Here is an 11889-nt window from a genome sequence, read left to right on the forward strand (position 1 = left end):
ACGCCACTTCGCCGTACTCCGCGACTCTGCCGGGCCGTCAGCGGCTGCCGGTCAGATGCGCGAAGACGACCACGTTCCCCTGGTAGCCCGTCGTCCTGGAGTAGCCGCCGCCGCAGGTGATGACCCGCAGTTCGGGGCGGGGCGCCGCCCCGTAGACCTTCTGGTCGGGGAAGTCCTTCGCCTGGTACACCTCGACCGAGTCGACCGTGAAGACGGCCGTCGACCCGTCGCGCCGGTCGACCTCGATCGTGCTGCCCCTGCCCAGTGCGCCGAGGCCGTAGAAGACCGCCGGGCCCTCGGCGTTGTCGACATGCCCGGCGACGATCGCGGTGCCGGTCTCGCCGGGCATGGTGCCCGCCTCGTACCAGCCTGCGAGGTTCTTGTAGGCGGCGGGCGGGACGTCGAGGCTGCCGGTGCGGGTCAGCCTGAGTCCCATCAGCGGGGCGTCCACGCGTATCGCGGGGATGCGTATCCGGTCGGGGACCGAGGGCGGCAGCGCGGACACGGCGGCCGGCTCGCGTCCGACGTGCGCGACCGTCTGTGTGCCCGAGGGCTGCGGTGGGGCGTGGGTCTCGGCGGCGCCGCGCAGCAGCCACACCCCCGAGCACAGGGCGATCACCGTGACGGACGCTATGACGACGTCGCCGGCCGTGCCGGACCTGCCGACCTTGCGCACGGGTCCTCCTTCTGGGACCGGCGGCCCTGAGGACCGTGGGCCTTGGGGACCCCCTCCGGGCCGCGAGGGGCAGTCGGACCCGGAGGGGGATGGGGAGGGCGGTACCGGTGAGCGGACAGCGCGGGGGCGTCCGCTCACATCTCGTCGCCTCGTAGTCGGCGATGCAGGAGCCAGGTACCGCCCGCGGCGGCGACGGCGAGAGCCGCCACACCGGCCGCGGTCTTCACGGGGTCGGGGCCCAGTGCGCCGCCGACCCCCGTCTTCACACTTCCCCGCGGCTGGGTCTGGGCCGCGGTCAGGGTCACCGTCAGATCGCCGGTCACGGTGGCGTGTGCGCCGCCCGAGCACTTGGCGACGATCTCGTACGTGCCGGGCTGCGCGCCCGGCGGGACCCGGAACTGCCCGCTCGCGTACTGCTGGTGCGTGCCGGGCGCGATGACGAACTGGCCGGCCCCGACCGCGCTGGCGTCGCCCGCCGCCGCGCGGTTCGCTCCGCACGCCGCCGTGTTGACGGTGACCTGCGCGCCGGGGACGACGGCGGAGGGGGAGACCTCCAGGATTCCGGTGTCACCGGCGTACGCGGGCGCGGCGGCGAGGACCGCGGCGCCGAGGGCGAGCGCGGTGCCGGTCAGCAGACGGGCCGTACGTCGCATCGTGTGTGCTCCTCCGAGAGGGCACGGCCCGCGGCATCCCCAGCATGCCGCTGTGTCGGTCGTGCCCCTGCTCTTCCGAGGAAAAGCGCACCGGGCGGCTGCCGCTCGTCGACGATGCGTCGGCATTGTGGCGAACGGGTGCTCAGCCGCGGTCCTCGCGGGTGAACCCTGGAGGCGTTTGTGCAGGTCACGACCGCACGGCGGGACCGTCGCGGAAAAGATCACGAAAGTTGGAGGAGTGGCGATGAACGGGTGACCGGGACAGGGCGGGTGGCCGGCCGTGCGCCGGAGCGTGGACTCCCCGGCACCCGGTCCGGTCAGTCATGACGGCCCGTCAGCCGACGTTCACCGCACTCCATGCCGCGGCCACCGCGTTGTACTCCGCGCTGCCCGCGCCGTAGAGGTCCTTCGCCGCGTTCAGGGTCGCCGTGCGCGCGCCCGCGTAGTTCGTCGAGGACGTCATGTAGACCGTCAGGGCCCGGTACCAGATCTTGCCGAGCTTGTCCCGGCCGATGCCCGCGACCGTCGAGCCGTTGCAGGTGGGGGAGCTGTAGCTGACACCGTTGAGAGTCTTCGCGCCGCTGCCCTCCGCGAGGAGATACGCGAAGTGGTTCGCGACGCCCGAGGAGTAGTGGACGTCGAGGTTGCCGACCGAGCTGCTCCAGCAGTCCGCCGAGTTTCCGTCCTTGGACGGCTGGTCCATGTACCGCAGCGCCGACTTGCCGAAGCCGGAGCGGACGATCTTCTCGCCGATGAGGTAGTCACCGAGGTCGGAGGAGTTGTTCGCGTACCACTCCACCAGCGTCCCGAAGATGTCCGAGGTCGCCTCGTTCAGGCCGCCGGACTCGCCGGAGTACGTCAGCGCCGCCGTCTTCGACGTCACGCCGTGGGACATCTCGTGGCCCGCCACGTCCAGCGCCACCAGCGGCCCGAAGGTCGTCCCGTCGCCGTCGCCGTACGTCATGCAGAAGCAGCTGTCGTCCCAGAAGGCGTTGTTGTAGTTGTTGCCGTAGTGCACGCGGTTGTACGAGCCCTTGCCGTCGCCCGCGATGCCGTTCCGCCCGTGGACCTGTCTGTAGTAGTCCCAGGTCTCGTCGGTGCCGTACTGCGCGTCCACCGCCGCCGACGAGCGGTCGGACGTCGCGCCCGTGCCCCAGTGGTTGTCGGCGTCGGTGAACAGGGTGGCGGGGGCGCGGCTGAAGCAGATCCCGAGGAAGCACAGGTCCGTCTTGTTCGCGGCGTCGCCGGTGTACGTGTTGCCGCGCGTGGCGTCCTTGAGCTGGTACGTCGACCCGGACTGCGTGGTCTCCAGCGGGACCGTGCCGCTGTAGAGGGACTGTCCGTCGCCCGTCGCCGTCTCGATGCTGTCCCACGCGTCGATCTGCCGGCCGGTGCGGGCGTCGGTGAGGACCGTGCGCGCGACCGGGTTGCCGAGCGAGTCCTGGCCGACCGCGTCGGTGCGCCACGCCAGCCGGGGCGCGCCGTGCAGCGCGTCGACGACGAGCTGCGGTTTGGCGGTCACGTTCTTCAGCAGCTCTCCGGCGTTGGCGGCACGCAGCGCGGCGGAGGCGAGGTCGGCGGCCTTGGGGGCCTTGACCGAGGGGGTGACGGTCGGCAGGGAGACGGTGCGCCGGGTGGCCAGGTCCGCGCCGCGGTAGGTGCCGCTCGGGGCGAGGTGGACGACGAAGTCGCCGCCCAGGACGGGGAGGTGACGGTACGTTCGGTCGTAGCGCACATGCTGGGTGCCGTTCGCGTCGACGACGACGTCGCGGACGCTGGTGCCCTCCGCCGGCGTGAGGCCCAGACGCGAGGCCTGGTGCACCAGCGCCGCAGTGGCGTGGTCGATCGCGGTGGCGCGGCCGGGTCTGTCGGCCGCGCCGGCGGCGGGGGCCGGGGCGAGCGCGGCGGCGAACAGGGCCGCGGTGGTCACGGCGGTGCCGGCCGCGGCGAGACGGGAAGCTCGGATGTGCCGTATCCGACTCATCGGTCTCCTCGGGAAGGCGCCCGGGGGCGCGTGTGGGGAGCCAGGGGCGTGGGTCCCCTGACGTCGCTCAGATTTAAAGGTCCATGACATGTCATGTCCATAGCGCGTTCGCGGAGGTGTGTGAGGGGTCAGAATCGTTCCTGCAAGGCTTCGGTAGAGCGCGGAAGGAGACGGCCATGGTCAGGGCCGGCGGATCCGCCCGGGACGGCGGCCGGGAGGCGGGCCCGTGAGTCTGCCGTTCTTCGTGTACGGGACCCTGCGCCCCGGCGAGCGCAACCACGACCTCTTCCTGCGCGGCCGCACCCGCTCCGAGGAACCGGGGCTGCTGGCCGGGGCCGTGCTGTACCACGGCCCCGGATACCCGTACGCCGTGGAGACGGACGGCGGCACGGTCAGCGGCGACATCGTCACCGCGCTGCCCGGCTCGTACGACGCGCTCCTCGTCGCCCTCGACCGCCTGGAGGACTGTGTGCCGGGCGACCCCCGCAGTCTCTACGACCGGGTGGCGCGGGTGGTGACGACGGGGGACGGCCGGACCGTACGAGCCTGGGTGTACGTCGCCGGGCCCGCCGTCGCGGCACGGCTGCGGACGCACGGCAGACGCGTCGAGGGCGGCGACTGGCGCGCCCGGGGCTGAGCCGGGCGTCCCCTGCGCGGAGTTGTGAGCCCCCGGCCCCGTGTCGCTCGTGCGGGCGACCGCACCGTGCGTCCCCTCCCGCCGCCGCCCCGCGCGGCCCTAGGGTCCCGCCCATGACCGACAGCGACACCACCCGGCGGCGGGCACTCGCGCTCGGCGGGGCCGCCGCGGGTGCCGTCCTCGGATTCGGGCTCTTCGCCGTCCTCTCCTCGGACGGCGACACCGGTGCGCGGGGGCGCCAGGGGGCCGGACCCGGGCGCGACGGGGTGCCGGACACCGCACCGGACGCCGAGCTGTGCGTGCTCAACCGCAGTGTCGCGCCGGGCCCTCACCACCTGGACGGCGCGCCCCTGCGCAAGGACGTCACCGAGGGCAGGCAGGGCGTTCCGCTGAGGCTGCGGCTGACCGTGCGTGACCATCCGCACGCCTGCGCCGTTCTCGCGGGCGCCGACGTCGAGATCTGGCACTGCGACGCCTGGGGTTCCTACTCCGGCCATCCCGACGCGCGTCCGGGCGGCAGGGCACCCGCACAGGGCGGCCCTGCCGGCTCCAGGACGTTCCTGCGCGGCGCCCAGACGACCGACGACGCGGGCCTCGCCGAGTTCACGACGGTCTTCCCCGGCTGGAGCACGGGCCGGGCCCCGCACATCAACGTCATGGTCCGCACCGGCGGCAGCCGGACCGGCCGGGGCTATCGGGGCGGCAGGGTCAACTGGACCGGACAGCTCTTCTTCCCCGACCGCTGGACCGACGCGGTGTACGCGAAGTCCCCGTACACCCGGCGCACCGGCACACGCACTTTGCTCGCCGAGGACCCGGTGTACCGCGGGGGCGGCGGGAAGGACGGACTGATGAGCGTCACGGGGAGCGTGGACAGGGGGCTCGTCGGGGTGCTGACCATCGGCATCGACCCGGCGCGGGAGCCCTCGCTGTCCGCGACGAGCGCCCCGCGCACCGCGAGGACACCGGCACCGGACAGCGCCGCGAGCGCCTCCCGCCCCGCGAACCCCCCGTCTCCCTGAGCCCGGCGGGCCATGGCCCGGCGCCTCCTCGAGGCCACAGCCCCAGCTGCCCGGCGCCGCCTTGCGCCCGGAGCTCCGGCCGTTACTTCCCGGCCGCGGCCAGGGCCTTCGCGACCCCGGGGTCCCGCGGGCCGAGGAACCTCGGGTCCGGGTGGAACACCACGTCCAGGGCCGCCTTGCCCGCCGCGAAGACCTCCCGGGTGCCGCCGTAGTACCAGGTCACGTCGTGCTTGTCGTCGACGCCGACGCCGTACGACGTGATGCCCGCCGCCTGGCACAGGGCGACCGCGCGGCGGATGTGGAAGCCCTGGCTGATCAGGACCGCCCGGTCCACGCCGAAGATCTTCCGGGCACGGACGCACGAGTCCCAGGTGTCGAAGCCCGCGTAGTCGCTGACGATCTGTTCGTCCGGCACACCGTGCCGCGTCAGATAGGTTCGCATCGCGTCCGGCTCGTCGTAGTCCGCACGGCTGTTGTCGCCGGTGACGAGCACGACCCCGATGCGGCCCTCCCGGTACAGCCTCGCCGCCGCGTCCAGACGGTGGGCGAGGTACGGCGACGGCTCGCCGTCCCACAGACCCGCGCCGAACACCACGGCGACCTCCGTCCGCGGCACGTCCGCGACCGCGCGCAGCCGGTCGTCAGCGGCGAGATACAGCCAGGTCGACGGCAGCAGCGCCAGGACGCACAGCAGCACCAGGCCTTGTACGGTGCGCCGCCGCCCGGCGCGGGTGCGCGGCAGCCTCGGTCTGCGGATCCTCAGGCGCGGCAGGCCCATCGAAACGCGTCCCCCCGGGATTCGGTGGTGTCACCGGTCGTCGCCGGTCGTCGTCTGTGGAGACGCGGCGTACGGTGCTCCGGTTCGCCCGGCGTGCCGCCGGTCCCCGGGCGCCCCATCACACCACCCGCCCCGCCACCGTGAAACCCCGGAAAACACCCGTCACGGCCCTGCAACGGCACGGCAACGTGGCACCGCCAGGATCGGTCCATGACGGCGTCGAACCCTTCCCCCGACGAGTCCCGCCCCGGCGGCCGGTCGCCCCACGGCGCCGGCCTCGACAGCGCGGCGCAGCTCATGAACCGGATCGCCGGCGAGCTCGGCAGCCGGCTCAGCCTCGTCGCCCGCGACGGCACCCGGCACCCGGCCCCGCCCACGCTGGTGCTCGTCGCGCACGGCAGCCGCGACCCGCGGGCCCTGTCCACCGTGGGAGCCCTCGCGGAACGGGTGCGCGAGCTGCGGCCCCGGCTGCCGGTGCGCCTCGGCCACATCGAGCTGAACGCGCCGCTGCTCCCCGACACGCTCGCCTCCCTCGGCGAGGGCCGGGCCGTACTCGTACCGCTGCTCCTCGGCCGCGGCCACCACGTCAAGCGGGACATTCCCGAGATGGCCGGCGCGGCGCGGGCCGGCACCCGTGTGGCCGCCCCGCTCGGCCCGCACCCCCTGCTCGTGGAGACGCTCTACGCCCGGCTCGTCGAGGCCGGCTGGCCGGCCGAGGGGAGCGACGCCCGGCGCCGGGCGAGCGCGGTGGTGCTCGCCGCCGCCGGCTCCCGCGACCCCGACTCCGCCGCCGACACCCGCCGCACCGCCCGGCTCCTCGCCGAACGCCTCGGGGTGCCCGTCGTCCCCGCCTACGCCTCCGCCGCCACGCCCACCGTGTCCGCGGCGGTGCGCTCGCTCGGCGCCCGCGGCCACCACCGGATCGCCGTCTCCTCGTACTTCGCGGCGCCGGGCCGGTTCGCCACCGAGTGCGCCGCGGCGGCCCCCTGGATCGCGGCCGCCCCGCTCGGCGCGCACCCGGCAGTGGCCCGTCTGGTCCTGCACCGCTACGACCAGGCCCTCGCGGCCCCCGAGCCGGCCGCCGTCCACGCCCTGGCGTCGGCCTGACCGCGACCGGGCCGCGCGGGAAACGGCCGAGTCCAAGCGGACTCCGACATCCCGATTGTCACCGGCTGCGTCTACTGTCGGGTCATGGACGGGACTGCACCGAAGGGCCACACGACCTCCGCGCGGTACGGGGACGGTCCGGCGACCGCTCGGGCCTACGACGACACGGACACCGAGCGCTGGGCCGCCGAGCCCGACAAACGCCCGGGCCGCACCGCCTTCCAGCGCGACCGCGCCCGCGTGCTGCACTCGGCGGCGCTGCGCCGTCTGGCGGGCAAGACCCAGGTCGTCACCCCGGGCAGCGTCCTCCAGGTTCTCGGCTCCGCTCGATCAGGGGGGACCCCCACTGACGCCTGGGACGCGAGCCCCCGTACCCGGCTCACCCACTCCCTGGAGTGCGCCCAGGTCGGCCGGGAGCTGGGCGCGGCCCTCGGCTGCGACCCGGACCTCGTCGAGGCCGCCTGCCTCTCCCACGACCTCGGCCACCCGCCCTTCGGGCACAACGGCGAACAGGCGCTGAACGAGTTCGCCCGGGACTGCGGCGGCTTCGAGGGCAACGCCCAGTCCCTGCGCCTGCTCGCCCGGATCGAGCCCAAGCGGTTCGTGCGCAGCCCGGGCACCGGCGAACTCGTCAGCGTGGGGCTGAACCTCACCCGCGCCGCCCTCGACGCCGCCACCAAGTACCCCTGGCCGCGCGGCGCCCACCCCGCCGACCCGGCGTCCCCGAAGTTCGGGGTGTACGAGGACGACCGGCCCGTCTTCGACTGGTTCCGCAAGGGCGCCCCCGACGACCGCACCTGCTTCGAGGCCCAGGTCATGGACTGGTCCGACGACGTGGCCTACTCGGTGCACGACTTCGAGGACGGCCTGCACGCCGGTCATGTCGACCCGGGCTGTCTGCACGCCGAACCCGAGCGGCAGGCGGTCTTCGCCGTCGCCCTCGGACGCTACGTGGCCGCGGACACCGACCCCGAGGAACTGGCCGAAGCCCTCGACCGGCTGCTGTCCCAGGAGTGGTGGCCGCACGGCTACGACGGCTCCGCCGTCGCCCAGGCCCGGCTGAAGGACGCCACCAGCCAGCTCATCGGCCGCTTCTGCCTGGCCGCGGAGGGCGCGACCAGGGCGGCCTGGGGCAGCGGCCGCCTCACCCGGTACGCCGCCGAACTCGTCGTCCCCAGAAGCACCCGCATGGAGTGCGCGGTCCTCAAGGCGGTCGCCGACCGGTATGTGATGCAGCGCGCCGAGCAGGAGCGGATCCGTGCCGAGCAGCGGATCGTCGTGGCCGAACTGGCCGAGGCGCTCACCGCCCGCGCGCCCGAAGGGCTCGACCCGCAGTTCCGGGCGCTGTTCCACGAGGCGGCCGACGACCGCGCCCGCAAGCGGGTGATCGTCGACCAGATCGCCTCGCTCACCGACGCCTCGGCGGGATCCCTGCACGCCCGGCTGACGGGACCCGGGTGACCCGCACACACTGAGACAGCCGGGACGTACGGGTCCCGGAGGTGACCCTGAGTGGCCTGATCGGGCCACCCCCTCTTCCCGCAGCACACCACGTGCGGGACGCTCCCATGTGACGACATCCTTACGAGGAGGCATCAAGTGGTCGACGCGGATCAGACATTCGTCATCGTCGGAGGAGGTCTCGCCGGCGCGAAGGCGGCCGAGACGCTCCGCGCGGAGGGCTTCACCGGCCGCGTGATACTGATCTGCGACGAACGCGACCACCCCTACGAGCGACCGCCGCTGTCCAAGGGCTATCTGCTGGGCAAGGAGGAGCGCGACAGCGTCTTCGTCCACGAACCCTCCTGGTACGCGCGCAACGACATCGAGCTCCATCTCGGCCAGACCGTGGACGCCATCGACCGCGCGGCGAAGACGGTCCGCTTCGGCGACGACGGCACCCTCGTCCACTACGACAAGCTGCTGCTGGCCACCGGCGCCGAGCCGCGCCGCCTCGACATCCCCGGCACGGACCTCGCGGGCGTCCACCATCTGCGCCGCCTCGCCCACGCCGAGCGCCTCAAGGGCGTCCTCACCTCACTCGGCCGGGACAACGGCCATCTCGTGATCGCGGGTGCCGGCTGGATCGGCCTGGAGGTCGCCGCCGCGGCCCGCGAGTACGGCGCGGAGGTCACCGTCATCGAGCCCGAGCCGACCCCGCTGCACGCGGTCCTCGGCCCCGAGCTCGGCAGCCTCTTCGCCGAGCTGCACAGCGAGCACGGCGTCCGCTTCCGCTTCGGGGTGCGGCTCACCGAGATCGTCGGCCAGGACGGTGTGGTGCTGGCCGCCCGCACCGACGACGGCGAGGAGCACCCGGCGCACGACGTGCTCGCCGCGATCGGCGCCGCGCCGCGCACCGCGCTCGCGGAGTCCTCGGGCCTGGAGATCGCCGACCGCGCGCACGGCGGGGGCGTCGTGGTCGACGAGCGGCTGTGCACCTCCGACCCCGACATCCACGCGGCCGGCGACATCGCCTCCTTCCACCTGCCACTCTTCGGCACCCGGCTGCGCGTGGAGCACTGGGCGAACGCGCTGAACGGCGGTCCGGCGGCCGCTCGCGCGATGCTCGGGCGCGAGGTGACGTACGACCGGGTGCCGTACTTCTTCTCCGACCAGTACGACGTGGGGATGGAGTACTCGGGGTGGGCGCCGCCCGGGTCGTACGACGAGGTGGTGCTGCGAGGTGACGTGGGCAAGCGGCACTTCATCGCGTTCTGGCTGAAGGAGGGGAGGGTGCTGGCCGGGATGAACGTGAACGTGTGGGACGTCACAGAGCGGATCCAGAACCTGATCCGGGCCAGGACACCGGTGGACCAGGAGGCACTGGCGGACCCCGGGGTACCGCTGGAGAGCCTGGTCCCCTGACACGACGGCCGCCGCCGCTGTCGCACCGCCCCCGTAGAATCTCCTCGTGGCAGGACGGATCAACGACGAGGACGTGAAGGCGGTCAGGGACGCGGTCCCGATCGACGCCGTCGTGTCCGAGTATCTCCAGCTGCGCAACGCGGGCGGCGGCAACCTGAAGGGCCTGTGCCCGTTCCACGACGAGAAGTCCCCGTCCTTCCAGGTCAGCCCGAGCAAGGGACTGTTCCACTGCTTCGGCTGCCAGGAAGGCGGCGACACCATCACGTTCGTGATGAAGGTCGACCACCTGTCCTTCTCCGAGTCGGTCGAGCGCCTGGCCGCCCGCGCCGGCATCACGCTGCGCTACGAGGAGGGCGGGTACAACCCCACCCACCAGCGCGGTGAGCGCATCCGCCTGGTCGAGGCCCACCGGCTCGCCGCAGACTGGTACGCCGAGCAGCTCGGCACCAGCCCCGAGGCCGACACGGGACGCGCGTTCCTGGCCGAGCGGGGCTTCGACCAGGCCGCCGCGGTCCACTTCGGCGTCGGCTACAGCCCCCAGGGCTGGGACCACCTCACCCGCTATCTGCGCGGCAAGGGCTTCAGCGACAAGGAACTGATCCTCTCCGGCCTCTCCCAGGAGGGCCGCCGGGGCCCCATCGACCGCTTCCGCGGCCGGCTGATGTGGCCGATCCGCGACATCGGCGGGGACGTCGTCGGCTTCGGCGCGCGCAAGCTGTACGAGGCGGACAACGGACCCAAGTACCTGAACACGCCCGAGACCGCGATCTACAAGAAGTCCCAGGTGCTGTACGGCATCGACCTGGCGAAGAAAGACATCGCCAAGGTGAGCCGGGCGGTGGTGGTCGAGGGCTACACCGACGTCATGGCCTGCCATCTCGCGGGTGTCACCACGGCCATCGCGACCTGCGGCACGGCCTTCGGCGGCGAGCACATCAAGATCCTGCGCCGGCTGCTGATGGACAACGGCTCGGCCCGGGTGATCTTCACCTTCGACGGTGACGCGGCCGGGCAGAAGGCGGCCCTGCGGGCCTTCGAGGACGACCAGAAGTTCGCCGCCGAGACCTACATCGCGATCGCGCCGGACGGCATGGACCCCTGCGAGCTGCGTCTCGCCAAGGGCGACGAGGCGGTCGCCGACCTGACCGAACCCCGCACCCCCCTCTTCGAGTTCGCGCTCCGCCAGATCGTCGGCCGCTACGACCTGGACACCCCGGCGGGCCGCGCCGCCGCGCTGGACGAGGCGGCACCGGTCGTCGCCCGGATCAAGAACAGCGGTGCCCAGCACGAGGTCGCGGTCCAGCTCGCCGGCATGCTCGGCATCCTCGACACCCAGTTCGTGGTCAAGCGGGTGGCCCAGCTGGCCCGTTGGGCCCGCGACCGGGGTGGCCGGGGACCGGCGCCGGCCGGACAGCGCGCACAGCAGCCGTACCAGGCGGCGCCCCGCCCGGCGGTCTCGGGCCCCGCGCTCAACCTGCGCAACCCGGTGTACGCGACCGAGCGGGAACTGCTCAAACTCGCGCTCCAGCGGCCGGAGATGGTCTCCCCGGCGTTCGACGCGTACGGGGTCGACGAGTTCACAGCGGCGCCGTACGCCGCCGTCCGTCAGGCGATCATGGACGCGGGAGGTGCCGAGTACGGCGCCCATGACCCGCAGGAGTATCTGGTCCGTGTCCGCGACGCGGCACCCGACGACACGGTCCGCGCCATGGTCACGGAGCTGGCGGTCGAGGCGATCATGCTCCGTAAGGAGGTGGACGAGGCCTACGTGGGCGCCCAGCTGGTCACGGTCCGCCGCCGGGCGGTCGAACGCCGGGTCCGTGACGTCCAGAGCACCCTGACCCGCCTCGGCACCTACGGAGACCCGGCCCAACTCGCCGCCGTGCAGAACGAGCTGTGGGTCCTGCAGCAGTACGACCAGGCACTGCGGGAACGCGGCGCGTCAGCCCTCTGAGCGCCGCCGGGGACTTCCGGCTCCCCGTCCTGCCCCATCGGTCACTGCCGGTGCGACGGTCGGACGACCTGAGTAACCGGCCGGTCACGCACCGGACTCAAAAAGTGGTCGCACGCCCCTCGTGGCGGCGATGTGTCGTACCCCACACTGGGGTGCGGTGCCTGAGTCCCCCGGAGCGCGGCCGGCCCGTCCACGGGTCCGACACCCCCGCGG

Annotated in this window: 10 protein-coding genes; 6 read left to right on the forward strand and 4 right to left on the reverse strand. The window is 73.3% G+C overall.

Annotation, left to right across the window (positions count from 1 at the left end):
- Positions 1-37: 37 nt before the first annotated feature.
- The 3 genes from ACFY2Z_RS35690 to ACFY2Z_RS35700 all read right to left on the reverse strand — a co-directional run bounded on the left by ACFY2Z_RS35690 (position 38) and on the right by ACFY2Z_RS35700 (position 3313).
- Positions 38-676 (reverse strand): class F sortase, encoded by a 639-nt coding sequence (locus ACFY2Z_RS35690; RefSeq protein WP_390748144.1) that lies wholly within the window; start codon positions 674-676, stop codon positions 38-40.
- Positions 677-810: 134 nt separating this feature from the next.
- Positions 811-1329, reverse strand: coding sequence for a hypothetical protein (locus ACFY2Z_RS35695; protein ID WP_390748145.1), 519 nt, complete (start codon positions 1327-1329; stop codon positions 811-813).
- A gap of 334 nt (positions 1330-1663) precedes the next feature.
- Positions 1664-3313, reverse strand: coding sequence for a M4 family metallopeptidase (locus ACFY2Z_RS35700; RefSeq protein WP_390748146.1), 1650 nt, complete (start codon positions 3311-3313; stop codon positions 1664-1666).
- A gap of 226 nt (positions 3314-3539) precedes the next feature.
- Between ACFY2Z_RS35700 and ACFY2Z_RS35705 the strand changes: the two genes are divergently transcribed.
- The gene (locus ACFY2Z_RS35705; protein ID WP_390748147.1) at positions 3540-3950 is read left to right on the forward strand and encodes a gamma-glutamylcyclotransferase family protein; all 411 of its coding nucleotides are present in this window, start codon (positions 3540-3542) and stop codon (positions 3948-3950) included.
- Between the two features lie 113 nt (positions 3951-4063).
- On the forward strand, positions 4064-4972 hold the full coding sequence (locus tag ACFY2Z_RS35710; protein WP_390748148.1) for an intradiol ring-cleavage dioxygenase: 909 nt from the start codon (positions 4064-4066) through the stop codon (positions 4970-4972).
- Positions 4973-5054: 82 nt separating this feature from the next.
- Here the strand turns inward: ACFY2Z_RS35710 and ACFY2Z_RS35715 are convergent, their stop codons facing one another.
- Positions 5055-5750 (reverse strand): vancomycin high temperature exclusion protein, encoded by a 696-nt coding sequence (locus tag ACFY2Z_RS35715; RefSeq protein ID WP_390748149.1) that lies wholly within the window; start codon positions 5748-5750, stop codon positions 5055-5057.
- Positions 5751-5960: 210 nt separating this feature from the next.
- Here ACFY2Z_RS35715 and ACFY2Z_RS35720 point away from each other — a divergent pair, with 210 nt between their 5' ends.
- The 4 genes from ACFY2Z_RS35720 to dnaG all read left to right on the forward strand — a co-directional run bounded on the left by ACFY2Z_RS35720 (position 5961) and on the right by dnaG (position 11676).
- Positions 5961-6857, forward strand: coding sequence for a sirohydrochlorin chelatase (locus ACFY2Z_RS35720; protein ID WP_390748150.1), 897 nt, complete (start codon positions 5961-5963; stop codon positions 6855-6857).
- A gap of 84 nt (positions 6858-6941) precedes the next feature.
- Complete coding sequence (locus ACFY2Z_RS35725; protein ID WP_390748151.1) at positions 6942-8318, forward strand: deoxyguanosinetriphosphate triphosphohydrolase; 1377 nt, start codon at positions 6942-6944, stop codon at positions 8316-8318.
- Between the two features lie 138 nt (positions 8319-8456).
- Positions 8457-9722: an NAD(P)/FAD-dependent oxidoreductase gene (locus ACFY2Z_RS35730; protein WP_390748152.1), complete on the forward strand. Its 1266-nt coding sequence runs from the start codon at positions 8457-8459 to the stop codon at positions 9720-9722.
- Positions 9723-9768: 46 nt separating this feature from the next.
- On the forward strand, positions 9769-11676 hold the full coding sequence (dnaG, locus tag ACFY2Z_RS35735) for a DNA primase (RefSeq protein ID WP_390748153.1): 1908 nt from the start codon (positions 9769-9771) through the stop codon (positions 11674-11676).
- Positions 11677-11889 lie beyond the last annotated feature (213 nt).

This window comes from Streptomyces sp. NPDC001222 (genome assembly GCF_042896945.1).
In the GTDB taxonomy this organism is placed as follows: Bacteria; Actinomycetota; Actinomycetes; order Streptomycetales; family Streptomycetaceae; genus Streptomyces; species Streptomyces gibsoniae.

Coding starts and splice junctions, on each gene's coding strand:
- ACFY2Z_RS35695 (WP_390748145.1), bottom strand. CDS start 1,329: ATGCGACGTACGGCCCGTCTGCTGACCGGCACCGCGCTCGCCCTCGGC.
- ACFY2Z_RS35700 (WP_390748146.1), bottom strand. CDS start 3,313: ATGAGTCGGATACGGCACATCCGAGCTTCCCGTCTCGCCGCGGCCGGC.
- ACFY2Z_RS35710 (WP_390748148.1), top strand. CDS start 4,064: ATGACCGACAGCGACACCACCCGGCGGCGGGCACTCGCGCTCGGCGGG.
- ACFY2Z_RS35715 (WP_390748149.1), bottom strand. CDS start 5,750: ATGGGCCTGCCGCGCCTGAGGATCCGCAGACCGAGGCTGCCGCGCACC.
- ACFY2Z_RS35720 (WP_390748150.1), top strand. CDS start 5,961: ATGACGGCGTCGAACCCTTCCCCCGACGAGTCCCGCCCCGGCGGCCGG.
- ACFY2Z_RS35725 (WP_390748151.1), top strand. CDS start 6,942: ATGGACGGGACTGCACCGAAGGGCCACACGACCTCCGCGCGGTACGGG.